22 protein-coding genes and 1 riboswitch are annotated in these 26372 nt (G+C 65.6%); of the genes, 10 read left to right on the top strand and 12 right to left on the bottom strand.

Annotation, left to right across the window (positions count from 1 at the left end):
- Positions 1–125: 125 nt before the first annotated feature.
- Complete coding sequence (locus QW861_RS29325) at positions 126–2150, top strand: pyrroloquinoline quinone-dependent dehydrogenase (protein WP_315753110.1); 2025 nt, start codon at positions 126–128, stop codon at positions 2148–2150.
- Between the two features lie 15 nt (positions 2151–2165).
- Here QW861_RS29325 and QW861_RS29330 read toward each other — a convergent pair whose 3' ends face one another.
- Positions 2166–2417 (bottom strand): PilZ domain-containing protein, encoded by a 252-nt coding sequence (locus tag QW861_RS29330; protein WP_315716061.1) that lies wholly within the window; start codon positions 2415–2417, stop codon positions 2166–2168.
- Between the two features lie 144 nt (positions 2418–2561).
- Complete coding sequence (locus QW861_RS29335) at positions 2562–3020, bottom strand: PaaI family thioesterase (RefSeq protein ID WP_409977944.1); 459 nt, start codon at positions 3018–3020, stop codon at positions 2562–2564.
- A 260-nt stretch (positions 3021–3280) separates the two neighbouring features.
- Here QW861_RS29335 and QW861_RS29340 point away from each other — a divergent pair, with 260 nt between their 5' ends.
- Both QW861_RS29340 and QW861_RS29345 read left to right on the top strand, forming a co-directional pair.
- Positions 3281–3577, top strand: a complete 297-nt coding sequence (locus QW861_RS29340; RefSeq protein ID WP_315716062.1) for a hypothetical protein — start codon at positions 3281–3283, stop codon at positions 3575–3577.
- 120 nt (positions 3578–3697) lie between these two features.
- The gene (locus QW861_RS29345) at positions 3698–3943 is read left to right on the top strand and encodes a hypothetical protein (protein ID WP_315716063.1); all 246 of its coding nucleotides are present in this window, start codon (positions 3698–3700) and stop codon (positions 3941–3943) included.
- 339 nt (positions 3944–4282) lie between these two features.
- On the opposite strand, the gene QW861_RS29350 is transcribed toward QW861_RS29345, so the two are convergent.
- Positions 4283–4522 (bottom strand): DUF6894 family protein, encoded by a 240-nt coding sequence (locus tag QW861_RS29350; RefSeq protein WP_012045383.1) that lies wholly within the window; start codon positions 4520–4522, stop codon positions 4283–4285.
- Positions 4523–5783: 1261 nt separating this feature from the next.
- Positions 5784–6077 (bottom strand): hypothetical protein, encoded by a 294-nt coding sequence (locus QW861_RS29355; RefSeq protein WP_315753150.1) that lies wholly within the window; start codon positions 6075–6077, stop codon positions 5784–5786.
- Between the two features lie 582 nt (positions 6078–6659).
- Between QW861_RS29355 and recA the strand changes: the two genes are divergently transcribed.
- A complete protein-coding gene (gene recA / locus QW861_RS29360) occupies positions 6660–7754 on the top strand; it encodes a recombinase RecA (protein WP_315716064.1) in 1095 nt (364 codons plus the stop codon).
- Between the two features lie 263 nt (positions 7755–8017).
- Positions 8018–9130: a DUF1835 domain-containing protein gene (locus QW861_RS29365; protein ID WP_316193826.1), complete on the top strand. Its 1113-nt coding sequence runs from the start codon at positions 8018–8020 to the stop codon at positions 9128–9130.
- Here QW861_RS29365 and gcvP read toward each other — a convergent pair.
- From gcvP to gcvT, 3 genes are all read right to left on the bottom strand, one after another.
- A complete protein-coding gene (gcvP, locus tag QW861_RS29370) occupies positions 9109–11982 on the bottom strand; it encodes an aminomethyl-transferring glycine dehydrogenase (RefSeq protein WP_315753108.1) in 2874 nt (957 codons plus the stop codon). The two genes, QW861_RS29365 and gcvP, sit on opposite strands and share 22 nt — an antisense overlap.
- A 154-nt stretch (positions 11983–12136) precedes the next feature.
- Entirely contained in the window at positions 12137–12502 is a 366-nt protein-coding gene (gcvH, locus tag QW861_RS29375) for a glycine cleavage system protein GcvH (RefSeq protein ID WP_315716067.1), read from the bottom strand.
- A 9-nt stretch (positions 12503–12511) separates the two neighbouring features.
- Complete coding sequence (gene gcvT / locus QW861_RS29380; protein WP_316193827.1) at positions 12512–13660, bottom strand: glycine cleavage system aminomethyltransferase GcvT; 1149 nt, start codon at positions 13658–13660, stop codon at positions 12512–12514.
- A gap of 145 nt (positions 13661–13805) precedes the next feature.
- A riboswitch (glycine riboswitch) is annotated at positions 13806–13916 on the bottom strand.
- Between the two features lie 181 nt (positions 13917–14097).
- Between gcvT and alaS the strand changes: the two genes are divergently transcribed.
- The 3 genes from alaS (at position 14098) to QW861_RS29395 (ending at position 18679) form a co-directional block, all read left to right on the top strand.
- Positions 14098–16794: an alanine--tRNA ligase gene (alaS, locus tag QW861_RS29385; protein ID WP_316193847.1), complete on the top strand. Its 2697-nt coding sequence runs from the start codon at positions 14098–14100 to the stop codon at positions 16792–16794.
- Between the two features lie 2 nt (positions 16795–16796).
- Positions 16797–18026 (top strand): cyclic nucleotide-gated ion channel, encoded by a 1230-nt coding sequence (locus QW861_RS29390; RefSeq protein WP_315828235.1) that lies wholly within the window; start codon positions 16797–16799, stop codon positions 18024–18026.
- Positions 18027–18547: 521 nt separating this feature from the next.
- Complete coding sequence (locus tag QW861_RS29395) at positions 18548–18679, top strand: hypothetical protein (RefSeq protein ID WP_315828236.1); 132 nt, start codon at positions 18548–18550, stop codon at positions 18677–18679.
- 178 nt (positions 18680–18857) lie between these two features.
- Here the strand turns inward: QW861_RS29395 and QW861_RS29400 are convergent, their stop codons facing one another.
- On the bottom strand, positions 18858–19496 hold the full coding sequence (locus QW861_RS29400; protein WP_315716071.1) for a leucine-rich repeat domain-containing protein: 639 nt from the start codon (positions 19494–19496) through the stop codon (positions 18858–18860).
- A gap of 963 nt (positions 19497–20459) precedes the next feature.
- Between QW861_RS29400 and QW861_RS29405 the strand changes: the two genes are divergently transcribed.
- Positions 20460–21809: a carbohydrate porin gene (locus QW861_RS29405; protein WP_315828237.1), complete on the top strand. Its 1350-nt coding sequence runs from the start codon at positions 20460–20462 to the stop codon at positions 21807–21809.
- A gap of 196 nt (positions 21810–22005) precedes the next feature.
- Entirely contained in the window at positions 22006–23205 is a 1200-nt protein-coding gene (locus tag QW861_RS29410) for an adenylate/guanylate cyclase domain-containing protein (RefSeq protein ID WP_315753104.1), read from the top strand.
- Positions 23206–23239: 34 nt separating this feature from the next.
- On the opposite strand, the gene QW861_RS29415 is transcribed toward QW861_RS29410, so the two are convergent.
- The 4 genes from QW861_RS29415 to QW861_RS29430 form a co-directional block, all read right to left on the bottom strand.
- A complete protein-coding gene (locus QW861_RS29415) occupies positions 23240–23632 on the bottom strand; it encodes a hypothetical protein (protein WP_315716076.1) in 393 nt (130 codons plus the stop codon).
- Positions 23617–23934: a DUF3303 domain-containing protein gene (locus tag QW861_RS29420; protein WP_315828238.1), complete on the bottom strand. Its 318-nt coding sequence runs from the start codon at positions 23932–23934 to the stop codon at positions 23617–23619. Before QW861_RS29420 ends, QW861_RS29415 begins: the two co-directional genes overlap by 16 nt.
- A gap of 38 nt (positions 23935–23972) precedes the next feature.
- Positions 23973–24551 (bottom strand): hypothetical protein, encoded by a 579-nt coding sequence (locus QW861_RS29425; protein ID WP_315828239.1) that lies wholly within the window; start codon positions 24549–24551, stop codon positions 23973–23975.
- 109 nt (positions 24552–24660) lie between these two features.
- Positions 24661–26325 (bottom strand): caspase family protein, encoded by a 1665-nt coding sequence (locus tag QW861_RS29430; RefSeq protein ID WP_315828240.1) that lies wholly within the window; start codon positions 26323–26325, stop codon positions 24661–24663.
- Positions 26326–26372: the final 47 nt, after the last annotated feature.

Below are 26372 nucleotides of genomic sequence, written 5' to 3' on the forward strand. Positions count from 1 at the left end.
CATCGCTCCTCACCACTCGTCCCGCGGATGCCGCCGCCCGTCCCATCCTGCTCGATCCGCCCGCGAAGGCTGCTTTCATCGTCCCGGTGCGTCGCTTCGGATGCAGTCTGCGGGAGGGAAGGGTCATGTCATTGCGTCGAGCAGGTGTTTGCGCGGTCCTCGTCGGGAGCCAGTTGACGGTCGTGCCGGCCCTTGGCTGGCAGCACTGGGGCGGCGATGCCGGTGGAACGCGGTTCTCGCCGCTGGCGCAGATCACGCCTTCCAATGTCGATCGGCTGGTGCCTGCCTGGGACTATCACACCGGGGATCTGCAGAGCCGGCCGCCCGCGGCAGCCTTGCGGACCAAGTTCGAGGCGACGCCGATCCTGGTCGAGGACAGCCTGGTGTTCTGCACGCCGTTCAATGAGGTGGTCGCGCTCGATCCCGGCACCGGCGTGCAGCGCTGGCGTTTCGATCCCAAGGTCGGTGACGGGCGGCGCCCGGCCAATCGCTATGCCTGCCGCGGCGTTGCCCATTGGGTGGACGAGCGGGCGCCGGCCGGCGCGGCATGCCGCAGCAGGCTGTTCATGGGCACGGTCGATGCTCGCCTGATCGCCCTCGACGCGCAAACGGGACAGCCCTGCGCCGGCTTTGGATCGGACGGCGAAGCGCGGATCGACATTTCCAAGGATCTGCTATGGCCGGGCGAGTTCCAGATCACCTCGGCGCCGGTGGTGGGCGGGGGTGTCGTGGTGGTCGGCTCATCGATCGGCGACAATGTGCGGGTCGATGCGCCCAAAGGCACGGTCCGCGGTTTCGATGCGCGCACCGGCGCGCTGCGTTGGAGTTTCGATCCGTTGATCCATGACGGCATCGCGGCGGGACATGCGAACGTCTGGGCGCCGATGTCGGTCGACGAGACGCGCGGCCTCGTCTTCCTTCCGACCTCGTCGCCCAGTCCGGATTTCTTCGGCGGTGCGCGTCCGGGTGACAACCGGCATGCCGATTCCGTGGTCGCTTTGCGGATTGAAAGCGGCGAACTGGCCTGGTCGTTTCAGACCACGCACCACGACGTCTGGGATTACGATCTGCCGGCGCAGCCGACGTTGGCCCGAATCGATGCCGGGCAGGGGGCGCGTGACGTCGTCATACAGCCGACCAAGCAGGGCTTCGTGTTCGTGCTCGACCGCGACACCGGCGCGCCGGTCTGGCCGGTGGAGGAGCGCGCAGTGCCGCAAGGCGCCGCCGAGGGTGAGGTTCTATCACCGACGCAGCCATTCCCGACCCATGTGCCGCCGCTGCTCGATCAGCGCTTCGCAGCGGATGATATTTTCAGGGCCGTGCCGGGCGTCCTGGATTCCTCCTGCGACGATCAGCTCGCGCCATTGCGCAATGAGGGTTTGTACACGCCGCCCACGATCCAGGGCACGTTGCTGTTTCCGATGACCGGCGGCGGCGTGAACTGGGGCGGGGCGGCGTTCGATCCCGTCCATCAGATCCTCTACGCCAATGTCAGCCGTGCCATCCACATCGTCCGGCTGATCCCGCGTGCGGAAGCTGACGGGATGACGCCGCCGCGTGGTGTCGATGTCGGGCTGCAGCGCGGGTCGCCGTTCGCGGTGATGCGGGTGGTCGCCATGTCCAAGCTCGGCCTGTTGTGCAACCGGCCGCCATGGGGCGAAATGGTCGCGGTCGATCTCAAGGCCGGCAAGATCCTGTGGCGCTCGACCGTCGGCACCACCGAGGATCGCGCACCGCTCGGGCTGGCGTTCAAATGGGGCACGCCGCTCGTCAACGGCGTCGTGGTCACAGCCGGCGGCCTCGTCTTCACCGGCGCAATGGACGCCTATCTGCGCGCCTTTGATGCTGTCTCAGGTCAGGAGCTCTGGCAGGGCCGGTTGCCCGCGCCGGGCGTCGCCAATCCGATGACCTATGAATGGAAGGGCGAGCAATTCGTGGTGACCGCAGCCGGCGGCCATTCGGAGGCGGGAACGTCGCTCGGCGACAGCGTCGTGGCGTTTCGGCTGGCGCGCGATGGCGAAGGGCCCTCGCTGTGGTCACGGACGATTGATCGTCCGGGCGGACGGTTCGCTGCCGGCTCCCTGCTCGCGGCCGGGGTGCTGGCCGGCCTGTTGGTGGCGTTGTGGCGAGGGCGCCTGCGGTGGGTCTAGCCCGCCGCGCCGCTATCAGTCGAATGCCACGCCGATCCGCTTGTCGTGGCTCCAGACTGCGTGGCAGCGCCGCGTGAATTTGTCGGCCGGGATCACCAGCGTGAAGGCTTCGGGCAGACCGACCGGACTGACCACCTCGACCCTGGCGCCGGTGTCGGACATGTTGCGGACCATGCAATCGACCGCGCCGCCGCCGTCGAATGCCAGCCTGCCCTGCTTCAGCACCCGATGCCTCGGTGCAATGCGCTTGTCACTCGTCTCGCTCATGGCCTGTATTCCGGTGCCGGACGGCGTCACCTTTCGCGTCAAAAGCACCTAAAATAAATCAGGCTCGCGTTTCGATCAGATGAATCCGGCGTGCGAAGCCCGGGCCCTCGCCTTCACGTTTCGTTAACCCGGCCAGGCCGCGGATCAGAGCATCGCGAAGGCGCTCGACACCATGGCCACTGGCTTGCCATCGCCGGCGCTGGTCAGTGTGACCCGGCCGAAGCTCATGGTGCGGCCCATCCGCACCACGCGCGCATCGGCCATCACGTCGGCGGAGGCAATGGCGCGCATGAAATGCGTGGTCTGGTCGACAGTGGTCATCGGCCGGTAGCCGCCGCTGGCGGTGACCATCCCGATCACCATCGCGGTATCGGCAAAAGCCATCAGCGCCTGGCCGCAGACGACGCCATTGTCGCGGCAGAGCCGCGGCGAAAACGGCATGCGCAGGATGGCGCCGGCTTCGCCCTGCGGAGACGGCGCGATGTCCTCGACGATCAAGCCAAGATCCTTGATCCAGGGCGCGAACACGTCATCGAGGATGCGCCTCGCGTCGTCGGTGGTGAAGTTCAGGGTCTCGTTCGGCACGCGCGGAGGTCCTTCCATGATCGTGTCATCGACGTGTCTTGGCATCGACTTGCCTCGCCGCGATCGGCGGAGCCGCCGGAATGTTGCCGCAGAGCGGCGGCTTGAAAAGGCCGGAGTTGGAAAACTATGATGATGGCCCGCCGTGGAACAGACGGCAGGTGCGCGCAGACGATGCGGCCGTGAACATCCCGACCTGCGCTCCACCGTTCCGGCACAGTGCCGCGGGCTTGGCGCATGGCGAAGCGATGGTATAAGGCGCCTATACCGGGGAGTAACCAATGAAGAAGCTGATCGTGACGATGGCGGTCGCCGTGCTGGCCGGCTGGGCGGTTCCCGCAATGGCGCAGATGCCCAACATCAACCTTCTCGCCGACGGTCCCTCCAAGTCGCCCGAGGAGAAAGAGGCCGAAGCGGCGCGGGAGCAGGCCTACAGGGACACCATGCGCAAGATTCCTGACGCCAAGACGAGCACCGATCCCTGGGGCAACGTCCGGGCGGCGGAGCAGCCCAAGGCGGCGCCTGCCATGAAGACCACCGCGGCCAAGAAGCCGAAGGCTGTCGGCAGCACCAACTGAGATTTATCGCGCTCGGGTCGGGCGGGCTCTGACCCTCCCGGGCCCGCTTGCCGATTGCGGACTCGGATTCTTCGCGGCCCCGTCTATATTGATGGTGTGGCAGCGCGTTGGAGTTCGTCGATGGGGATGCGCCCCCGGGACATTGCCAGCCGGATGGCGGCCCGGCGCCAGAAGGGCGCCCCGCAGGCTCGCGACGGCTACGTTCGCGACACGTTCACGCTGCCGCGCGAGCAAGCGCGCGCCAAGGCCCGCGACTATCTGACCCGCTATCCCAAGGCCGGCTACATGAGCGCCGTCGAAAGCTGGCGCGAGCTTCCCGATGGGGCCATCGAGTTCACGATGCGGCGGCTTCCCAGCGCCGATTGAACGATTGCGGCGAGCGCCTCATTCCTTTTCGCCGAGAAGCTTGCGTGTATCGCGATTGATGAAATGAAGCCGCGTGCAGGCCTTGCAGACCACGGTTTCATAGGAGCACGTGGGATCGCCTGGCTTCGGCTCTTCCAGCCAATGCTGCACGTTCATCCCCGTTCGCGGACATTTGAAGATCAGATTACCCATACAAATTTAAATGTCTGCCAAGATGCAGACAGGCATTTTGATCTCGATCAAGTTCGGCTGCCGAAATGACGCGCAGCAACCTCGCTGTCAACAATCTTAGATTGTGTCTTTTTACCTGCGGCGATCCACAAGAGGTGTGGCGAGCCGTCAGGCCTGATCCAGCGACTCGGCGACGATCCGGATGCGGAAGACCGGCTGCCTTGCCTCGTCGAGCAGCTCCATCTGCCATTCGGAGTTTTCGGCGAGCTTGCGCGAGATGCTGCTGGCCATGTCGGCACAGACGGTGGTCATCTCTTTCCAGGCTGCGTTGCGGTCGGCGCACTCGGTCCCATACTCGGACGCGCCTGAGAAGTGGCCGTTGCGGATACGAAAGAAATAGAGCGGCATTGCCAAAACCGGTGAGCCCTGACCGCCCCAGGCCGCTGGGTTTGATGTACGCACCACAAATGGAAGCGCAAAACCCACTCGGATCAATTCCGGTAAAATACGGTCGGTCGCGCTGTTCGCTTCCGTTAGGCTGATTGCCATGGGTGATGTGCGGCGCAACCGGACGAATTGCGCGCCAACGAATGAGCCTCGGACCGCTGCGGTCCGAGGCTCGGCGTCAACGTCGTAGCTTCCCAGCGAGGGCAGTTCGGCAGTGACATAATTAAACTAGTGCGAAATCTGTAGGCATGCCTTGCGTCAGATCAAGGTTGCAATCTCGATCAACCGCCGTGGGACGCGCACCTAGCTATGGTCGAAGATCCGTTCCGGCACGACTGTCAGTCGGTAGGCGATCTGCGTCGCGCCGTCGACCATCTCCAAGAGTTCATCGCAGGCCGGACAACGCCTCTCTCCCGCCGCGTCTTGCTGCGAGTGAAGCTCGATCCTTTGAAGGCCGGCCCTGCAGGACGGGCACGTCACGTCATTTGTTGTCATCGCCAATATGAAGCGCAACGCACGCGATCCGTTCCCCGACATCACGACAATGACGGAGGGAGATGCATCCCGAGCGGAGCTATCAACGTCGAAAGCCCCGGACGTCGTCCGGGGCTTTCTTTCGGCGCGGATGGTTTCAGGGCCGTGCGCCTACGTGTGACGGAGCCTGCAAGTGCGGGAGCTGGCAGGCTGCAAGGGATCGGTCGACGGCACACCAAAGGCGATACACTAGACGATGTGCGGCGACCATCATCGCAACGAACAAACAAATCCGGGGCTGATCAAAAATCTGCTCAGACGTACGACAACCACGATTCTATAACGCAACCCAAAGTTTATGACAATGGTTTGTGGCCTGAAGATGTCGTGAGCGCCGGCGCGCGTGATGCGGATCACGCGGGTTTTGTCCGGGCCATTCCTCGGGCCGGCATGAGGAGCTGCGCGAATGGCGCGCTAACGCATCCTTGGGCAGGGTCCGACACGGGGGCGTCCGAGGTTCGTCGCTTCATCTGTCGTCCGTCATATGGTGGCCGTCGAGTGCTTGCACGCCACGTGATGCGGAACCTGATGGCCGGCCGCCCCTTGCGCACGGCTGCGCGTCTGCATCGAAATCGTGCGCCTGCACGCACGACGAGCCGAACAAAAGCAGAAGAGGCGATGGAACTTCGTTCCTCTCAGGAGAACCACGGAATGTGCGATCTACGCACGCGTGTAGGAGTTGGTAGTTTCAAGGAAAAGACCTGACGAGCACGATCGGTCCAACGATTGCGGCGTTGAAGTCGACGAGGTCTTCGCTGGGAATCCAGTACTCGCGATGCTTGCGGCCGCCGGCCTCGCGCACCTCGTAGGTGTCGATGAAGCCTCGCAGGATCGCAAAGCGCAGCACGTGGCCGGCTCCGCTCGCCGGCACGTTCCAGTCCCGTGCGATCTTCACGGCATAGTCCTCGGTCAGCACCGGGTAGAAGATCGGCTGCTCCGGAAGGCGCGGCGGAAACGCACGCATGCCCGACGCCTCGATCAAGGCAAGCTCCTTTGGGCCGACAGGGCGCCACAGCGTGAGGGTCTGTTCGTTGTTGGATCCGGTCATGCTGGTTCCGAAAATTGGAAGCAGTCTGCGAGGCTCACAGAGAAGGACCAGCAGGATGATGGGACACGGCCGAGACGACAATAACAATTTATAGTTGGGTCGGCGTCTGCCGCTGGTGCGGGCGATGAGGTTGGAGCGCTCGGACAGTTTGGTTTTAATCCGCGTGATCGCCGGTCGGCGGCTGCGCCGCTCGCGCGCATGGCTTCCGCCTCCAGCCGGATCGGGATCCCTTCGCAGTCGCCGTCATCCAGCATCCCGCATGCCGTACTTCGCTTCCGGGCGCGCTGATCGGGCAGCGCTCCCTCGCTGGTGCTCGGTGCACTGCGCGCCGGCCCTCGGCCTTCGAGCGGCAGGCGTGTCTCCCGCGGGTTGTCAGGGGTTTGTGAAAGAGAGGTGTGAATGTCGAGAAGAACATATTGCGAACAAAGAACGGATGGAGTACATTCGCCTCAAGATTGCTGGCCGACCTCGTTAACCGTTTGTCCATCCCGCGAATCCCCGCCATAAGGAGCGCCAATGTCCGCCACCGCCCTGCGTATCGTCGAAGGTTCCTCCATGGATAAGAGTAAGGCGCTCTCCGCTGCGCTGTCCCAGATCGAGCGTCAGTTCGGCAAGGGCTCGGTGATGAAGCTGGGCAAGAACGACCGTTCGATGGATGTCGATACGGTGTCCAGCGGCTCGCTCGGGCTCGACATCGCGCTCGGCATCGGCGGTCTGCCGAAGGGCCGCATCGTCGAGATCTACGGGCCGGAATCCTCGGGCAAGACCACGCTGGCGCTGCACACGGTGGCGGAAGCGCAGAAGAAGGGCGGCATCTGCGCCTTCATCGATGCCGAGCATGCGCTCGATCCGGTGTATGCGCGCAAGCTCGGCGTGAACATCGACGAGCTTCTGATCTCGCAGCCGGATACGGGTGAGCAGGCGCTGGAGATCTGCGACACCCTGGTGCGTTCCGGTGCGGTCGACGTGCTGGTGGTCGACTCCGTGGCGGCGCTGGTGCCGAAGGCCGAACTCGAAGGCGAGATGGGCGAGTCGCTGCCGGGCCTGCAGGCCCGCCTGATGAGCCAGGCTCTGCGCAAGCTGACGGCCTCGATCAACAAGTCCAACACGATGGTGATCTTCATCAACCAGATCCGCATGAAGATCGGTGTGATGTACGGCTCGCCGGAGACCACCACCGGCGGCAATGCGCTGAAGTTCTATGCTTCGGTCCGCCTCGACATCCGCCGCATCGGCGCGATCAAGGAGCGCGACGAGGTGATCGGCAATTCCACCCGTGTGAAGGTGGTGAAGAACAAGCTGGCGCCGCCGTTCAAGCAGGTCGAGTTCGACATCATGTATGGCGAGGGCGTCTCCAAGATGGGCGAGATCCTCGATCTCGGCGTCAAGGCCGGCATCGTCGAGAAGTCCGGCGCCTGGTTCTCCTACGATAGCCAGCGTCTCGGGCAGGGACGTGAGAATTCGAAATCGTTCCTCAAGGCCAATCCGGACATGACCGCCAAGATCGAAGCCGCGATCCGCCAGAACTCCGGCCTGATCGCCGAGCAGATCCTGGCCGGCAACGCCGAGCGCGACGCCGACGCCGACGGCGAGGAGCCGACGGAGGAGTAGAGGTAAGACGGCGGCGGGTGCCGTGGACGTTGCGTTGCCGACGTTCCGGCGCCCGTTTGCAGATGTGTGGTGTTCTGCCGAAATCTGGGGTTGCTGCATGATCGAATGCAGTGAGCCTGAATTCCGAGCGCCGGATACGATCTTCAGCGCGAATAGTCGAAAGCGCGTGCGCGGGCGAGCGGACCGGATCCGCGCGGCGGCACCGACATTTCCGACGCCAGTCCTGGGCGCCGGGAGCCGATCGCGAGCGTGTTGATAGCGTCTTGAGCCAATCAGGTCGTGCCGGAGCCAACAGCATGACGCGTTTGATTCTAGCGGCCGATGATCCCAGCGCCGGAGCGCTTCGGAGAGGCGGCTTTGCCGACCTGGTGGTGCCAATTCTCCATCGTTTCGTATGGGGACCGTTGCCATCAGATGCCGAGTTATCGGCTTATCTCGTCCAGCGCACCGCGCGACCGAAGCGCGGGCATTGGTTGGATTTCGCCTCGCGTGGCGACTTCATGGCGGTCGGCGGGCGGCGTCAGAGTTTTCTCGAACTTGTCGACCGTTGCGATAGCGTCGAGCTGTGGATGGGGACCCGTCCGAACGACCAGTTGGTGCTGATCTGGCTCTTGGACTATCTGCGCCATCACGCGGAGATCGCGACGAAGATCGTATTGCGGCATGTCGATGTCCCGCTATCCGATGCCCCGGCCGGGCGACTCGCCGGTCGGGCCATTGCCGGCGTAGAGCTTGCGCGTGAGCATCTCGATTTGGGCCATCTGGCATGGCAGGTGTTTCGGGCGCCCACGCCGCAAGCCTGGTTCGATCTGTTGAAGCAGGATCTCAGTGCACTGCCGCAGCTTCGCCGCTGCGTGCAGGAGATGCTCGATGAGCTTCCTGGTGTTGCGACGGGCCTGGGAGCATCGGAGCTGAGAATCCTCGAATTGCTGTCAGCCGGCTATCAGCACCCATTCGACCTGTTGCCGCATCATCGGGATCGCTTTCAACGCCGCGTCTATGACTATTGGGAGGGAGGCGCGTTGCTCGACGGTCTGGCACTGGCGCCGGCGCCGGCAATTTCGGGCCTCGCCGAACGGCCGTTCTCGGTCGAGATGCACGACAGCCGTGAACGCCTCGAGCGCTACAAGGCGAGCACGCTGTCGCTGACGCCGCTCGGCAAGGCGATCCTGGCCGGCGAGGAGGATTTCAGCAGCCATAATCCGATCCGGCGCTGGTGGGGCGGCACCGAATTGATCAACGCCAATCTCTGGCGTTGGCATGCGGTGCTCATCGCTCCGGATCCCGACACGCCTCACGTCATTGATTGTCGCGAGCCGTGGCGCCCGATCCACTGGAACATGCGTGAGGAGGCTTACTCCGCCGCCTGGGCGTAGTCCGCCACCGGCGGGCATGAGCACACCAGATTGCGGTCGCCGTAGACGTTGTCGACGCGGCCGACCGGACACCAGTACTTGTCGGTGCGCGAGGTGCCCGCGGGGAAGCAGCCCTCGCTGCGCCGGTAGGCCCTGTTCCAATCGTCGTCGGCGATGTCGTGCACCGTGTGCGGCGCGTGGCGCAGCGGCGAGGCCTCGATTCCGAAGCGGCCCTGTTCGACCTCGGCGATCTCCTTCCGGATCGCGATCATGGCGTCGCAGAAGCGGTCGAGCTCCGCCTTGGACTCCGATTCCGTCGGCTCGATCATCAAGGTGCCCGCCACCGGGAAGCTCATGGTCGGCGCGTGGAAGCCGTAGTCGATCAGCCGCTTGGCGATGTCGTCGACGGTGACGCCGCTGCTCTGCTTGAGCGGCCGCGGGTCGATGATGCATTCATGCGCGACGCGGCCGCGCTCGTTGCGGTAGAGCACCGGAAAATGCGCATCGAGCCGCGCCGCGACGTAGTTGGCGTTGAGGATCGCAATCTCGGTGGCGCGGGTCAGGCCGTCGCCGCCCATCAGCAGCATGTAGATGTAGGAGATGGTCAGGATCGAGGCCGAGCCGTAGGGGGCGGCCGAGACCGGCCCGATCGGATGCGCGCTCGCGCCGTCGGTCACAGGGTGACCGGGCAGGAAGGGCGCCAGATGCGCCTTCACGCCGATCGGGCCCATGCCCGGGCCGCCGCCGCCATGCGGAATGCAGAAGGTCTTGTGCAGGTTGAAATGGCTGACATCGGCGCCGTAATCGCCGGGTCTGGCGAGGCCGACCTGCGCATTGAGGTTGGCGCCGTCGAGATAGACCTGTCCGCCGTGGGCATGGACGATGTCGCAGATGTCGCGGATGTGCTCCTCGAACACGCCATGCGTCGAGGGATAGGTGATCATGATGGCGGCGAGCTTGGCGCTATGCGCTTCCGCCTTGGCCTTGAGATCGGCGAGATCGACATTGCCGCCTGCATCGCAGCCGACCACGACCACCTCCATGCCGGCCATGTGCGCCGAGGCCGGGTTGGTGCCGTGGGCGGAGGAAGGAATCAGGCAGATGGTGCGATGGCCCTCGCCGCGGGCGGCGTAGTAGCCGCGGATCGCCAGGAGGCCGGCATATTCGCCCTGCGCGCCCGAGTTCGGCTGCAGCGACACCGCGTCATAGCCGGAGATCCGGCACAACCAGTCGGTCAGATCGGCGAACATCGTATGATAGCCGGCGGCCTGCGCGCGCGGCACGAACGGGTGCAGGCTGGCGAATTCCGGCCACGTCAGTGGAATCATCTCGGTCGTCGCGTTGAGCTTCATCGTGCAGGAGCCGAGCGGAATCATCGCGCGATCGAGCGCGAGGTCGCGGTCCGCGAGCTTGCGCAGATAGCGCAGCATCTCGGTCTCGGAGCGATGCGCGTGGAACACCGGATGGGTCAGGAACGGCCGCTGCCGCTTGAGCTCGGCCGGCAGAGCCTCGCGCGCTTCCGCCTCGATCGTCGTGTAGGAGAGCTCGCCGCCGAAAGCGCGCCAGACGGCTTCGACGACATCGGCCGTCGTGGTCTCATCGAGCGCGATCCGCAGCCTGCTGCCGTCGCGCCCGAGATTGATCCGCTCGCCTTCCGCGCGGGCGATGATCGACTCGGACTTGGCGCCGGCCTCGACGGTGACCGTGTCGAAGAAGGCCTCGCTTTCCGGCGCAAAGCCGAGCTTGCGCAGCCCTGCAGCCAGCACCGCGGTCCGCCGATGCGCGGTGCGGGCGATCGCCTTCAGCCCGTCGGGGCCATGATAGACCGCGTACATCGCGGCAATCACCGCCAGCAGCACCTGCGCCGTGCAGATGTTCGAGGTCGCCTTCTCGCGGCGGATGTGCTGCTCGCGGGTCTGCAGCGCCAGCCGATAGGCGGGAGCCCCGCGTGAATCGACGGAGAGGCCGACGATGCGGCCGGGCAGCGACCGCTTCAGCGCATCGCGCACCGCCATGTAGGCCGCATGCGGTCCGCCATAGCCCATCGGCACGCCGAAGCGCTGCGCCGAGCCGATCGCGATGTCGGCGCCGAGTTCCCCCGGCGAGGCAATCACGGTCACCGCCAGCAGGTCGGCGGCGAGGATCGCGAGCGCGCCCTTGTCATGCAGCTTGGCAATCGCGGCGCGCGGATCGCGCAGCGCGCCCGTCGTGTCCGGATATTGCAGCAGGCCGCCGAACACCTCGGTGCCGTCCAGATCCTCGGCGGGGTCGCCGACGATCAGCTGCCAGCCGAGCGGCTCCGCGCGGGTGCGCAGCACCGCCAGCGTCTGCGGATGCACGTTCCGATCGACGAAGAACGCCTTGGTCTTCGCCCGCGCCGAACGCTCGGCCAGAGCCATCGCTTCCGCCGCCGCCGTGGCCTCGTCGAGCAGCGAGGCGTTGGCGACGTCGAGCCCGGTGAGATCGCAGATCATGGTCTGGAAGTTGAATAGCGCCTCCAGCCGGCCCTGGCTGATCTCCGGCTGATAGGGAGTGTAGGCCGTGTACCAAGCCGGGTTCTCCAGGATGTTGCGCTGGATCACCGCCGGCATGAGCGTGCCGGAATATCCCTGGCCGATCAGCGAGGTGAAGACCTGATTCCGTGCGGCGAGTGCGCGCATGTGTGACAATGCTTCGGGCTCGCTCAGCGCCGGCTCGAGGGTGAGCGGCGCCGTCTGCCGGATCGTGCCGGGTAGCGTCTGCGCCATCAGCTCCGCCACGCTCTTGGCGCCGACGGTCTCCAGCATCGCCGCGACGTCGCGCGGCGAGGGACCGATATGGCGGCGGGCGAAGCTGGTGGCGGCATCATCGAGCGGCTTGAGCGGCGTGGTCATGAGCAAATCCTCTATGCCTCGTCATGCCCCGCGACGGCGGGGCATCCAGTAAACAGCGACGGCGAGATCGGCAGACCGTAGCCCGGGCGAGCGCAGCGACCCGGGACCGCCGGTCCCGCATCGCTCCGCTCATGCGGGCTACGCACCGCGCGTCTCACGCCGTATGCGCCTTGTAGGCGGCCTCATCCATCAGGCCGCCGAGTTCGCCCCGGTCGGCGATCTTGAGCTTGAAGAACCAGGCCTTGCCGCCGGCGTCGGTGTTGACGAGCGCCGGCTCGTCGACGATCGCCTGGTTGACCTCGACCACCTCGCCGGTGATCGGCGCGTAGACGTCGGAGGCGGCCTTGACCGATTCGACCACGGCGGCGGCTTCCGACTTCTTCAGCGCGCGGCCGACCTGCGGCAGCTCCACGAACACGACGTCGCCGAGTTGGGCCTGCGCATAGTCGGTGATGCCAATGGTGGCTGTGTCGCCATCGATGCTGAGCCATTCATGGTCGGAGGTGTAGAGCGTGGTCATGGACGTCCTTCAGCGCTTGTAGGTGTTGGGAACGAAGGGCATGGCGGCGACGCGCAGCGGCAGGCGTTGGCCGCGCACATCGGCGAACAACGGGGTGTCGAGCGCAGAGAGAGTGGTCGGCACGTAACCCATCGCGACCGGAGCATTCAGCGTCGGGCCGAAGCCACCAGAGGTGACCTGGCCGACCGGCTCGGCTGAATCGGCCGACGCGAACAGCGCAGCTCCCTCGCGCACCGGCGCGCGGCCCTCGGGCCTCAAGCCGACGCGGCGGCGTGTCGCACCGCCATCGAACTGGGCAAGGATCTTGTCAGCGCCGGGGAAGCCGCCGGCGCGCGCGCCGCCGCTGCGGCGGACCTTCTGCACCGACCACTCCAGCGCGGCCTCGACCGGGGTCGTCGTCGTGTCGATGTCGTGGCCATAGAGACAGAGCCCAGCCTCGAGCCGCAGGCTGTCGCGGGCGCCCAGCCCGATCGGCAGCACGTCCTTGTCCGACAGCAGCGCTTCGGCGAGCTGCTCGGCCTTGTCGGCGGGAACGGAGATCTCGTAGCCGTCCTCGCCGGTGTAGCCGGAGCGCGAGACGTAGCAGGCGAGCCCGTCGACCGTGCGCGGGCCGGAATCCATGAAACGCATGCCCTCGGCATCAGCGCAGAATTTCGCCAGCACGCTCGCGGCCTTCGGCCCCTGCAACGCCAGGAGTGCCCGGTCGGTCAGCGGCTGCACCTCGCAGAGGTCGGACAGCCCGTCGCGCAGCAGCTCGATGTCGGCGTCCTTGCAGGCGGCGTTGACCACCAGCACCAGGTGCTCGCCGAAATTCGCCACCATCAGGTCATCGAGAATGCCGCCCTCGGCATTGGTGAACTGGGCATAGCGCTGCCGGCCCGGGGGAATGCCGATGACGTCCTGAGGCACCAGCCGCTCGAGCGCGGCTGCGGCGTCGGCGACCTTGCCGGATTTCGGCACCAGCGCGACCTGCCCCATGTGGGACACGTCGAACAGCCCGGCCGCGCTGCGGGTATGGAGGTGTTCCTTGAGCACGCCGGGCGCGTACTGCACCGGCATCTCATAGCCCGCGAAGGGCACCATCTTGCCGCCAAGGCTGACATGCAGCGCATGGAGCGGCGTTCGCTTCAAAAAAGGGGGGGCAGCCGGTTCAGCCATCGATCAGGGATCCTCGCGCGGTTCCTCGGGACCAGTCCCGAAAAACGCCACCGAAGCCCCATCTGTCGCTGTGCCTGAGAGTATTATCCCGTCGGCGGACGCGTCCCGGTCAAAACCGGACAAGCGTCTCTTTCCAGATGCAGTTGCAGTCGCGAGGGTCCTTTTGCCTGAGAGTTTCCGGGGCGGTTGCTCCTTCGGCGCCGACCCTTGACGTTCAACCAGAACCTCAAAGGCCAGTCTCTCCCGACGCGACTGTCGTCTATGTCCGGGACCAAACACCAGCCCGCGCAAGCTGTCAACGCGTCACGGCGGCTTTCAACCAGCTTTAGGAGCCGTGCAGCAAGCCCATGATGTTTCTGCACAGTTTCTGGACACGCGAAGTCGCCTTGTCTAAAAGCATTGCCGCCGAATTCCCGGACTTCTTCGATTGGATTGCTATGAGCGGCGTCAACGAGATCAGGTCGACCTTCCTCAATTTCTTCGCTGCGAACGGCCATGAGATCGTGCCGTCCTCGCCGCTCGTGCCGCGCAACGACCCGACCCTGATGTTCACGAACGCCGGCATGGTGCAGTTCAAGAACGTCTTCACCGGCGTCGAGAAGCGGCCCTACAACCGCGCCACGACGTCGCAGAAATGCGTGCGCGCCGGCGGCAAGCACAACGATCTCGACAATGTCGGCTACACCGCCCGGCACCACACCTTCTTCGAGATGCTCGGCAACTTCTCCTTCGGCGACTATTTCAAGGAGAACGCCATCGAGCTCGCCTGGAAGCTCGTCACCAAGGAGTTCGGCCTCCCGAAGGACAAGCTGACCGCGACCGTCTACATCGATGACGACGAAGCGTTCGGGCTCTGGAAGAAGATTGCCGGCCTGCCGGAATCGCGCATCATCCGGATCGCCGGCTCGGACAATTTCTGGCAGATGGGCGACACCGGCCCGTGCGGCCCGTGCTCGGAGATCTTCTACGACCACGGCGACAAGATCTGGGGCGGCCCGCCCGGCTCGCCGGAGGCCGATGGCGATCGCTTCATCGAGATCTGGAACCTCGTGTTCATGCAATACGAGCAGCTCGAAGGCGGGGTGCGCAATCCGCTGCCGAAGCCGTCGATCGACACCGGCGCCGGCCTGGAGCGCGTTGCCGCGGTGCTGCAGGGCAAGCACGACAATTACGACATCGACCTGTTCGTCGCCCTGATCCGCGCCATCGCCGACCTCACCAATGCCGACCCGCAGGGCCCGCAGAAGGCGTCGCTCCGCGTCATCGCCGACCATTTGCGCGCCTCGTCGTTCCTGATCTCGGACGGCGTGCTGCCCTCGAACGAGGGCCGCGGCTATGTGCTGCGCCGGATCATGCGCCGCGCGATGCGCCACGCGCAGTTGCTCGGTGCCCGCGAGCCCTTGATGCACAAGCTGGTCGGCACGCTCTCGCGCGAGATGGGCCAGGCCTATCCGGAGCTGATCCGTGCCGAGGCGCTCATCAAGGAGACGCTGCGGCTCGAAGAGACCCGCTTCCGCAAGACGCTGGAGCGCGGGCTGGCCATCCTCGACGAGAAGTCGGCCTCGCTCTCGAAGGGTGACATGTTCGACGGCGACGTCGCCTTCACCCTGTACGACACCTACGGCTTCCCGCTCGATCTCACCCAGGACGCGCTGAAGTCGCGCGGCATCAGCGTCGACCAGGCCTCCTTCACCGACGCCATGGACCGCCAGCGTGCCAAGGCGCGTGCGGCCTGGGCCGGAAGCGGCGAGGCTGCGACCGAGACCGTCTGGTTCCCGCTGCGCGAGAAGCTCGGCGCCACTGAGTTCCTCGGCTATGAGACCGAGACCGCCGAAGGCGCGGTCACCGCGCTGGTCAAGAACGGTGCCGAGGTCGACAGCCTCAAGGCCGGCGAGAGCGGCGTCATCGTCCTGAACCAGACCCCGTTCTACGGCGAGTCCGGCGGCCAGGTCGGCGACACCGGCCTCATGACCGGCGACGGCGTCCGCGTGCGCATCACCGACACCCAGAAGAAGGCTGGCGACCTGTTCGCGCACATCGGCACCGTGGAGCAGGGCACGCTCAAGCTCGGCGCGGTGCTGCAGCTCGACGTCGACCACACCAGGCGCTCGGCGATCCGCGCCAACCACTCGGCGACCCACATCCTGCACGAGGCGCTGCGCCAGGTGCTCGGCGACCACATCGCCCAGCGCGGCTCGCTGGTTTCTCCGGACCGCCTGCGCTTCGACTTCGTCCATCCGAAGCCGATCACCCCGGAAGAGCTCGCCCGCGTCGAGGACATCGCCAACGACGTCGTGCTCGAGAATGCCGAGGTTACGACCCGCCTGATGGGGCTCGACGATGCCCGCGAGGCCGGCGCCCGCGCGCTGTTCGGCGAGAAATATGGCGACGAGGTCCGCGTCGTCTCGATGGGCAACGCCGCGCGTGATCACGGCAATAACGCCCAAGGTTCTAATACATTGGGCTGGTCGGTCGAGCTGTGCGGCGGCACCCATGTCAGGCGCACCGGCGACATCGGCCTGATCGCGGTCACCTCGGAGAGTGCGGTGGCGTCCGGTGTCCGCCGCATCGAGGCGCTGACGGCGCGCGGCGCCCGTGCGCATGCCAACCACAACCTCTCGCTCGCCAAGGCGGCGGCGGCCGAGCTGCGCACCACGGTCGAGGACGTGCCGGCGCGCATCACCGCGCTGATGGAGGAGCGCAAGAAGCTTGAGCGCGAGCTGTCGGACGCGCGCAAGAAGCTCGCGATGGGCAGCGGCACCTCGATCGGCAATGGCTCGCCTGCTGCCGGCGTCCGCGACGTCGGCGGCGTGAAGCTGATGGCGCGCGCGGTCACCGGCATCGAGATGAAGGATCTGAAGTCGCTGGCCGACGACGCCAAGAAGCAGCTCGGCTCCGGCGTGGTCGCGCTCGTCGCAACCTCGGAGGACGGCAAGGCCGGGGTCGTGGTCGGCGTCACCGCCGATCTCACTTCGCGTTTCAATGCGGTCGACCTCGTGCGGGCTGCGTCCGAGGCGCTCGGCGGCAAGGGCGGCGGCGGCCGTCCCGACATGGCCCAGGCCGGCGGTCCCGACGGCTCCAAGGCGGAGGCTGCGCTGGCCGCGATCGAGAGCGCGATCAGCAAGGCAGGCTGACCGTGCCGACGCTCGGGCCGGGCGAGAGCGTTCGCGATCCCGATCTGCGCGACCGGCTGTACGAGCTGCTCGAGCACGACCATCTGCCGAGCACGCACGGCTCGCGCGTCGTCCAGTTCATCGTGCTCGTCATCACGCTCGACGTGCTGGCGGTGGTGCTGGCCTCCGACCCGGACATCGCGGCCGCCATTGGCGGATTGCTGCGAGCGATCAAGGTCTGTTCGCTGATCGTGTTTGCCGCGGAGTATGTCGCTCGGCTCTGGAGCGTGGCGGGGCACATGCCGCGGCGCCAGTCGCCGCACCGGGAGCGGCTCGCCTACGCCTTGTCAGCGCTCGGCCTGATCGATCTCCTGTCCTTCGTGCCGGCCGCGATTGCGCTCGTGCTCGGCGACCGCAGCCTGGAAGCGGTGTGCATCGTGCTGCCGTTCCTCAAGCTGGTGCGCTATTCGCCGGCGCTGCGCTCGCTGCTGTCGGCGGTGCAGGCCGAGCGGCGCATCCTGATCGGCTGCCTCGTCATCCTGGCCGGCGCGGTGCTGCTGTTCGCCTCGCTGCTCTATGCGGTCGAGCGCGACGTCCAGCCCGACAAGTTCGGCACCATCCCGCACGCGATGTGGTGGGCGATCGTGACGCTCGGCACCGTCGGCTATGGCGATGTCGTGCCGGTGACGCCGCTCGGCCGCATCATCACGGTGTTCGCGATCATCTGGGGCTTCGCCATGATCGCGCTGCCGGTCGCGATCATCTCCACCGCGTTCGCCGAGGAGATCAAGCGGCGCGACTTCGTCGTCACCTGGGGCATGCTGGCGCGGGTGCCGCTGTTCTCGCATCTTTCGGCGTCCGAAATCGCCGACATCATGCGGCTGCTGCGCGCGCGCACGATCGAATCCGGCGAGGTGCTGGTGCGGCGCGGCGATGCCGCCTCCTCGATGTATTTCATCACTGCCGGCGAGGTCGAGATCGAGCTGCCGACGCAATGCGTCAAGCTCGCCGACGGCACGTTCTTCGGCGAGATCGCGCTGCTGCACCGGACCAAGCGCTCGGGCACCGTGACGGCGACGCGCAAGACCCGGCTGCTGGTGCTCGACGCGCAGGATTTCCATGCGCTGATCGCGCGGATGCCGGCGCTCGCCGCGCATGTCCGGACCATCGCCAAGGCGCGCATGGCCGATTCCGGCGACCTCGCCCTTGCCGAGCTGTCGCAGGCCGAGCACGACGACCAGACGGACGAGTAGGGGCTGCGCGCGGATTCCGTACGTCGTTGGCGACGGCAGGCGCGCGTCTCATTCCATCTTCCAACGAGTCAAACAGCCGGGCGCGCGCACACCATCCCGCGGCGCGATTGCACCCAGGAGATGCGGAAGACGTCCGCCCTCGAGAGTGATGAGGGCGCAGGGAATGCCGGGTGAGGGCCTCACCCATGGCCCGCCTGCGGAAAAAAATGCAGGCGGCAGGTACCACAGGCAAAGCCGGTTCATCCGGCATTCCCTGCGCGGCGGTTTTAACGCTTATACGCGATCTCCTCGGTGCACCGGGCTTGTTGGCCACCGTGCGCGACGACGCGCTTCTCGCTCGCCGCCGCGGGGACACCAGCTTCGGGGTGTCAGGACCACGCGACTTCACGTCCGCGAGCGCATCAATCGTCCGCGCATGAAGCGCGCTGATGCCCTCACGTCCACCGCATTGCCGGCCCAACGTTTCGTGACGACGCGTACGCCCCTCATCCAGACCGGAACGTGGAGAGAATAGACATGATTTGCTGATTTTCGGAAGTGGTTTATTTTTGCACGAAGCTCTTGAAACGGGCGATGGCGTTGAAGCTGCTGATGAAATGCGCCGTTCCGGCAAAGGCCGATTTGGGGTGGCCGAGACCAATTTCGTTGCATGAACGGCCGGGACGCTGCTCGTCGGGCAAATCAACGACGACAGGTCACGACCGAATTTGGCCCGATCGCTCCGACTCGCCCGGCGCAGCAAGTCGGCGGCCGTCTGCGGCACAATGGCCCTGGCGCTCAAACGTTCGAGACGGCGGCTTGTGACCGTTGCGGACGTTGCAAACGCAAGCGTTACAGGTAAATCGCGCAACCTCGCTCCTTGAGCTCAGCGAACCAGTCCGGGTGGGAAATCGTCGTCACCCAGCGCAGATCGAGCTTTTCGAGGCGTGGAAGCTTGAGCAGCGCTTCCGGCAATGCGGCGACAGGGTTCCCTCTCAAGTCGATCTGCCGCAGCTCCACCATTGAACCGATCTCTTCCGGCAAATGGGTCAAGCTGTTGTTCCTGAGATGCAGCTCACGCAGCCGCGTCAGCTTGGAAATGGTCGTCGGCAGAGTCGTCAGGCGATTGTCGGTCACGCGAAGTTCGAGAAGTCCCGACATCTCGGTAACCGCGTCGGGCAGCCTCTCGAATTCGTTTGCACTGATGTTGAGGTAGCGCAGCCGGGTAAGTCGCCCCAACGACGGCGGAAGCTCTTTCAGCGCGTTGTCGTGCAAGTACAGGAAGTCGCTCAGGCCGACGAGTTCGCCTAGCGCAGCCGGAATCTGCCGCAACAGGTTATGGCCCAGGTCCAGCGTTCTCAGGGCGCGCAGCTCGCCGACCCTGTCCGAGAGCTCCACCAGGCGATTGTCGGCCAGCACGAGCGATTGCAGGTTCGTCCGATCCCAGACATGATCCGGCACGGCGCCGAGCGCCTGTTTCCACAACGACAAGTGCAAGTCCGACGCGTTCCTCACGGCCGGATCATGCCTCGACTTCACCCGGAGACCAAGGGCGCTTCTGGCCCGTCTCGGGCCTTTCGGTCCGCGGCGGAAGTTTACGCTATCAGGGTGCAACTGGAAATAAGCTGGCAGTGACGCCACAAGGCAGTTTTTGACCCGAAGCTGGCTGACCCTCGGCTGACGCGTAACTGGTGTTTACACACTTAAACCGCACAACTGCCGATGCAATTCTGATGGGCTGGATGTCATGGGGATCGATGCCTTGAGAACGGCAATTGCATTGCTGCTTGTTGCCGCTGCGCTGTTAGTATCAGCACGGGCTGAGAACGACAGACTGCGTCAAGTGGTCTCTAACCTCAAAGCCTGCGTCCGCACGTATGCACCGACGGCCAAAGCCGCTGGGGTTGAGACAACAGACGATGCCGTCAATTTCCTGATCGAGACATGCAGCCCACAGCCTAGTCATCTTGCGCCAGAGAACGTGGGCGCGATCCCTCCTGGTCTGCTTCGGGACGCCGTTCGCGATGAGTGGAATGCCCTCGTTCAAGATGCGCAGCCTCGCTAGGAAGTTGCCTCGGCCCGAGAGCTCTCGAACTCGCAGCTCCTCTCCAATGACGCGCGGAGACATCGTGCTTCCAGGCGAGCCGCTCGTGAGCGTAGCGACATACGGACGGCTTCACGTGGTCGGACCTGAACAGCAGATATTCCGCAGTGCGGCATGTGACGCTCATGTCACAGTTACGGTTATACCGACTCCCAAATATAATATGACTATTCAAAGGCGCCTCGGCGCTTGCTAGGATTGCCATCCAATCTCAGGTTGACGAAATCGCCCCTCGAATGGGCGGCGGCCGGGGATTGAGCCGTGGGGAAGCGCGTGCCGGGACGGAGGCTCTGGGCCGGGCGCGACAGAACAACATCCAGAGCCTGGGGACGCTGCGAGGAGCAGGAAAAATGAGTGGGTTTGCGACGACCGCGCGCATGTGCGGCGTAGGGGTTGCTTTGTCTTGTTTGTTGGGTGGCGGTGGTGCGGTCGCGGCCGATCTGCCGATGAAGGCGCCGCCGATTCCCTATGCGGGTGTCGATGATTTCTGGACGCGGCCGTATCTGTTCGGCGATCTCGGCCGGACCAGGCTGAAGGAGCAGGGCATCTCGCTCGCGCTCACGCTCGGCGACGAAGCCGTCACCAATCTGTCGGGTGGCTCGCGCAACACCGCGGCCAATGCCGGGCAATTGTGGTTCGAGGCCAAGTTCGACATGGCCAAGCTCGCCGGCATCCAGGGCGGCATGATCGGCGTGACGCTGGTCGATCGCTTCGGCAAGAATCTCAACAGCGAGGCCGGCATTCCGGCGCTGCAGCTGACCAACGAGGTGTTCGGCCGCGGCAACATCCTGCGCCTCACCGAGTTCTACTATCAGCAGAAGCTGTTCGACGACCGCCTCGTGCTCAAGGGCGGCCGGCTGCCGGTCGGCTCCGACTTCTTCTTCGGCCAGTGCGAGTTCATCAACCTGACCTTCTGCGGCGGCCAGCCGGGCAACATCCAGGGCGGCTACATCTACAACTGGCCGGTGAGCCAGTGGGCCGGCGTCGTGCACTACAACTTCACCAAGGAATGGAAGCTGTCGGTCGGCGTCTACGACGCCAATCCGAACTATCTGACGACGTCGGACGCGGGCGTCTATCTCGCGCCGGGCATTCCGCGCTCGAATCCGGCCGCAGGCGTCTTGGTGCCGGTCGAGGTGGTGTATGAACCGAGCGGTCCGCTCAACGGCACCTGGCGCGTCGGCGGCTGGTATGACAGCGCCTCGACCATCGACGGCGGTCTGCCCGGCATCACCGGCGTGTATGCCGGCGGCCCCGGCGTCGGCGATCAGAACCTCAGCAGCCAGCGCGGCCGCTACGGCTTCTACGAATCGATCCTGCAGCGGTTGACGGTCGAGGGTCCCAAGGCGCAGGGCTGGTACACCTTCCTCAACACCAGCGTCGCCGATCACCGCACCGCGTATCAGGACTACCAGATCTCCTGGGGCGTCAAGCACACCGGCACCTTCTCGTTCCGTCCCGACGACGAGGTCGGCTTCGCGGTCGGCACCACGCATGTCAACTCGGCGGCGCTGACGCCGAATGCGGGCGGCAACGAGGTGCCGATCGAGGCCTGGTATGGCTGGCAGGCGACCGGCTGGATGAACCTGAAGTTCGACGCCCAGTATGTCATCAATCCGGGCGGGCGGGGCTTCAATGGCGCCGGTGTCAAAACCGGCAATGCGGTGGTTCTCGGCCTGCGGACGGTGGTGCACTTCTGATCCTGTGATGTGAGCCGATGGGGCGGGTGTGCAGCATCCGCCCCATCGCGCGAGGCGCGCCCGGCTCACCGAACCGATGAGGAGCCGGCGCATCCTGCCCGTCCGGGTGGGCCGCGATGCGATGACGTCGATTGACTCTTTCGCATTGCGGCACGACATCTCCTGGACCGCGACGCCGAGCCGCCAGGAGATCGCCATGACCGCAACAGACGTCCATCTCGCTCCTGGCCAGCGCCTGGGCGACGAGGTCGTGGACTGGCTCACCAACGGCACCCGCGACGAGCGCTTCATCGACAACATCTTCGCGCAGATGTGCATCCGGCTGCAGCGCGCCGGCATTCCGCTCAAGCGCGCCTCGCTGCACGTTCAGATCAACCATCCGCAATGGCTCGGCGCCCGGATGCTGTGGAGCGACGGCATGCAAGGGGCCGAGATCGCCCGCATCGACTACGACGTCCGCGAGCGGTCCGAATTCATCGGCAGCCCCGGCGCCGAAATCTACGGCGGTGCCGAGGAGATTCGCGAAGATCTGGCGCGCGATCCCAGGCTCGGCCGTCAGCATGCGATCTATGACGAGATGCGGGCGCAGGGCCTGACCGACTACGTCGCCTGGCCGATGTATCACACGCTCGGCAAGCGGCATTTCGTGACGTTCGCGACCGATCGCCACGGTGGCTTCGACCAGGCCGACATCGACGCGCTGCAGCGGCTGCTGCCGGTGCTGGCGCTGGTGAGCGAGATTCGCATCAAGAACCGCCTGGCGCGGACGTTGCTGGAGACCTATGTCGGGCCGCATGCGGCCGAGATGGTCCTGGCGGGAGCGACGCGGCGCGGCAGCGGCACGACGGTGCGCGCGGCGATCATGATCTGCGACCTCAGAGACTTCACCAGGATCTCCGACAACTGGCCGCGCGACGATGTCATCGATCTGCTCAACGGCTATTTCGACGCGATGGTGGAACCGATCACGCAGCACGGCGGCGAGATCCTGAAGTTCATCGGCGACGGCCTGCTCGCGATCTTTCCGCTCACCGAGCCCGCAGCCTGTGCCAACCTGCTGCATGCCGTGACTGGCGCCAGGCAGGCGATGGCGGAGCTGAACGCACGCAACGCCGAGAGCGGCCGGGCGCCGCTCCGCTACGGCATCGGCATCCATGTCGGTGACGTGATGTACGGCAACATCGGCTCGCAGACACGTCTGGATTTCACGGTGATCGGACCCGCGGTCAACATGGCCTCGCGCATGGAGGCGCTGACCAAGCAGGTCGGCCGTCCCGTGCTGATGTCGCGTGCGTTTGCCGAGCTCGTCGAGGGCCCGTTCGCGCTGGAGCGCGTCGGCGAATTTCCGGTACGCGGCTTCAGCGACCCGATCGAGCTGTTTTCGTTCGAGGGGTAGCGAATTCGGGCAGGGCCGTGTCGATCGACTGAGCCTAGCCCAGCCGGGGCGGGTGCCAGAAAACAACATCCGGCGCGAACAAGACGATTGCGATGGCGATGGGCCCTCCGGCAACCAAGATCATGATGATCGCCCGCGACGACAGTCTTTGGGCATGCGGAAGGAAGGTCAGTGCGCGGATCGCTGCTCCGGTCAAGAAGCCTGCTCTCGCAATCGGCAGCAGCGGAATGGCGAGCAGATCGTTGAGTGTACAGGTGCTGTGACAACGATCCGACGCTGGCGACCACCAATGCCGTATCCCGTCGAACGCAGTCAGCAGCACGACGATCAGCGTCGCCACGAGCAACGCCCGCCACGACGGCATTAGAACAGCGATCGCGTAGGAGACGATGCATGCGGCGAGCACCTGCGTCAGGATGTCGAGCATCGTCCGCCCGCGAGTGGATTCTCATCCAAAAAGGGCGCCACCACCTCGCGCGTCTCCGCGCTGGTCACCACCGGCACGATCTCGAAGGTCATGCCGGTGTCGCGGGCGTTGGCGAGAACCCATTGCTGCAGCAGGCGGGCGTCGTCGCATTCCATCAGCTGGAAGCAGCGGTCGAAGTTCGGCTCGATCCAGCTGCCGAGATATTTGAGCCCTTCGGGAAACGTGATGCCGGGATCGCGCACGCGGCGGTAGACCGGAATCGGATCGCGGTCCTTGAAACGTTCGATCACCATGAACAGCATGTGTCCCTTCCTTGTGCCTGCCGCGTCCGGCCGAGCGGTCAATCGAGATATAGCTCCCATGCTGCCGCACTCCGCCGATAGAGCGCTGATGAGATGGGGTGGTCGGCATTGCGCGCTCGCTCGATGAGCTGACGCAGTTCCTCCAGACCGTACGGATTCGCAGCGTCGCAGAACGCGAGGATGTCGCGACATGGGACGGCTGCGATGAAGCCGTTTGGGGCGAGAGCAGCCAGCCCTTCGTCCCAGAACGTATCAATCAGCAAGGCGGATGCCTCGAAATCGCCGCCGCACAGGACCGCGAAGCAGTTTCCGAAAGCTTCGATCCGGAGCGATCGCCGTTCGAACAGGGCCAACAGGTTCGCAACGCCCAGGCGGTGCAGCTCGGCTTGTGTAAGATCAGCGCGGGCCAGATGCCCGTTCTGAACGTATTGGTAGCGATCAGCCGCGTCGACGAGGTAGGCAGCCATCAGCCCATTGTTCAGATCGGTCAGAACCGGCGAGTCCTCAAGAGAAAGCTCGATCTTCGCCGGATCCGATTCGTCCTTCGGAAGCGCGCGCTTCAGATAGGCGAGCGCCTGATTGCAAAACTCTCGATCCCGTTGAGACATGTCGACCACCGTTCATCCGGGCAGCGTAAGCTCGGGCGAGACGCAGGGCAATCCGCGGCTGCGCGACGTGCGGCGGCTCGATCCGGCAACTGCCGGTTTGGTGATTGCCTGACGCGGCTCACCGCCGCCCGGCCATCATCCGGCCGATGCAATTGTTGAACGACATCGTGTTGCCGCCGGCGCCGTTGCGGCCGTATTCCCAATGGCCGGTGGCGGGATTGCAGCGGCCGCCGATCTCGATCGCGCAGCGCTGGCTGATGCTGGTGCAGCGGCCGCCGCCGCTGACGCGCTTCGGCTCCGGCTCGGAGCGCGCCGCCACCGCCGGCTCCTTCTTGCGCGCCGGCTCGTCGCGCCTGAGCGCCTCGTCCGGCTTCTTCGCGACCGGCTCGTCCTTGCGCCTCACGCAATCGCCATCCCCGTCGCGCGCCTGACCGGCGGGGCAGGCGATAGCGACGCAAGCATCGCCGTCGGCGCGCTGGCCTTTGGGGCAGAGCACCGGGCAGACACGGGCCGTCTTCGCCTTGACGGCGTCGAGCGCGTCGAGGCTGGCGAGCTTGGTATCGAACCGGGTGCCAGCCTGCTTGTTGAAGCGCTCCAGCGCCCGGCGCGCGTTGAGATCCCAGGTGCCGTCGCTGTCGGAGGTGCTGCAGCCGACGCGCCGCAGTTCGCTGGCAAGCTCGCGTGCCGGGTCCGGCGGCGCGACCTTGTCCGCGGGCGGCGGCAACGCCGCGACCATCGCGGGCTTGGCTGGCTCGGACGCCGCGGGCGGCTTGTCCGCACGTTGCCCTGACGCTTCGGGCGGGCTGCGCGTGACGTCGGTCGTGGCGGGCGCGGCGACGTTGGCTGCCGCGGGCGCGAGCTTGGCGCGCTGCGCCCTGGCGAGCGCGGCGTAGAATCCGCTTGGATACTTCTCGATGAAGGCATCGAACGCCGCCTCGCTGCCGATGCGCTCGGCGAGCTCGTAGTCGCGCCGCATCGCCGCGTCGGAATCGGCCGCCGCGCTCGGAGCTTGCACGACCGGCACCAGCGCCACGTCGTTGCCGCCGAGCGATCCGTAGACATAGGGCTCCTGGCGATAGCCGGTCGCCTTCAGCACGTCGTCGCGGACGAAGCCGAACGCGCGGCGCAGATCGAGGCCGGGCTTTGGCAGATGCGCCACCAGCGCCGTTGCGAACGGGCTGTTGCTGGCGTCGCCGTCGGCGGCGGTCGACCCGGCCTTGGCCGAGAATGCGATCATCGTGTTCGGGCTCGACGGCTCGACCTTGGCGAGGCCGCGTCCGATGCTGCGCGAGGCGACGCTGCGCTTCATCGTCTTGGCGAACGGATTGTCGCGACAGGCGTCGAGCACGACGAGGCGCAACTGCTTGGCCGGCTCGATCGCGAACAGCACGCGCTCCAGCGCGATCGCCTCGTCGAGAACGTCGCTGTCCGCCTCCAGCGCGGCATCGGTCGGGATCAGATAGTTGGTGCCGTCGAGCTCGATGCCGTGGCCGGCGTAGTAGATCACCGCGACCTCGGCCTCGCGCGCCCGCGCCCCGAACTCGCGCAAGGCCCGGCGCATCTCCTGCACGCCGAGATCGAGCCTGACGTCGACGCGCTCGAAGCCGGCGTTGCGGAACATGTCGCCGACGAGCTTCGCATCGTTGGCCGGGTTCGATAGCCTGGCGACAGTCTTGTAGGCGGAGTTGCCGATGATCAGCGCGACGCGCTTGTCCGCCAGCGCGGCGGTGCTGCCTGAACTGATGAGAACGAGAACAAGCAACAGGTAACGCAATGCCGTCATGACAGCCCCGGAGTCGGTCGTGCGTCAGACTATCCGGCAATATCGGC

Origin of the sequence: Bradyrhizobium sp. SZCCHNRI1029 (assembly GCF_032487555.1) — a bacterium.
In the GTDB taxonomy this organism is placed as follows: domain Bacteria; phylum Pseudomonadota; class Alphaproteobacteria; order Rhizobiales; family Xanthobacteraceae; genus Bradyrhizobium.

Bases quoted from the DNA above. Each gene is read 5' to 3' on its own strand.
- QW861_RS29325 (WP_315753110.1), top strand. From the start codon at position 126: ATGTCATTGCGTCGAGCAGGTGTTTGCGCGGTCCTCGTCGGGAGCCAG.
- QW861_RS29330 (WP_315716061.1), bottom strand. From the start codon at position 2,417: ATGAGCGAGACGAGTGACAAGCGCATTGCACCGAGGCATCGGGTGCTG.
- QW861_RS29335 (WP_409977944.1), bottom strand. From the start codon at position 3,020: ATGGAAGGACCTCCGCGCGTGCCGAACGAGACCCTGAACTTCACCACC.
- QW861_RS29340 (WP_315716062.1), top strand. From the start codon at position 3,281: ATGAAGAAGCTGATCGTGACGATGGCGGTCGCCGTGCTGGCCGGCTGG.
- QW861_RS29345 (WP_315716063.1), top strand. From the start codon at position 3,698: ATGGGGATGCGCCCCCGGGACATTGCCAGCCGGATGGCGGCCCGGCGC.
- QW861_RS29350 (WP_012045383.1), bottom strand. From the start codon at position 4,522: ATGCCGCTCTATTTCTTTCGTATCCGCAACGGCCACTTCTCAGGCGCG.
- recA (WP_315716064.1), top strand. From the start codon at position 6,660: ATGTCCGCCACCGCCCTGCGTATCGTCGAAGGTTCCTCCATGGATAAG.
- gcvP (WP_315753108.1), bottom strand. From the start codon at position 11,982: ATGACCACGCCGCTCAAGCCGCTCGATGATGCCGCCACCAGCTTCGCC.
- gcvH (WP_315716067.1), bottom strand. From the start codon at position 12,502: ATGACCACGCTCTACACCTCCGACCATGAATGGCTCAGCATCGATGGC.
- gcvT (WP_316193827.1), bottom strand. From the start codon at position 13,660: ATGGCTGAACCGGCTGCCCCCCCTTTTTTGAAGCGAACGCCGCTCCAT.
- alaS (WP_316193847.1), top strand. From the start codon at position 14,098: ATGAGCGGCGTCAACGAGATCAGGTCGACCTTCCTCAATTTCTTCGCT.
- QW861_RS29405 (WP_315828237.1), top strand. From the start codon at position 20,460: ATGAGTGGGTTTGCGACGACCGCGCGCATGTGCGGCGTAGGGGTTGCT.
- QW861_RS29410 (WP_315753104.1), top strand. From the start codon at position 22,006: ATGACCGCAACAGACGTCCATCTCGCTCCTGGCCAGCGCCTGGGCGAC.
- QW861_RS29415 (WP_315716076.1), bottom strand. From the start codon at position 23,632: ATGCTCGACATCCTGACGCAGGTGCTCGCCGCATGCATCGTCTCCTAC.
- QW861_RS29420 (WP_315828238.1), bottom strand. From the start codon at position 23,934: ATGCTGTTCATGGTGATCGAACGTTTCAAGGACCGCGATCCGATTCCG.
- QW861_RS29430 (WP_315828240.1), bottom strand. From the start codon at position 26,325: ATGACGGCATTGCGTTACCTGTTGCTTGTTCTCGTTCTCATCAGTTCA.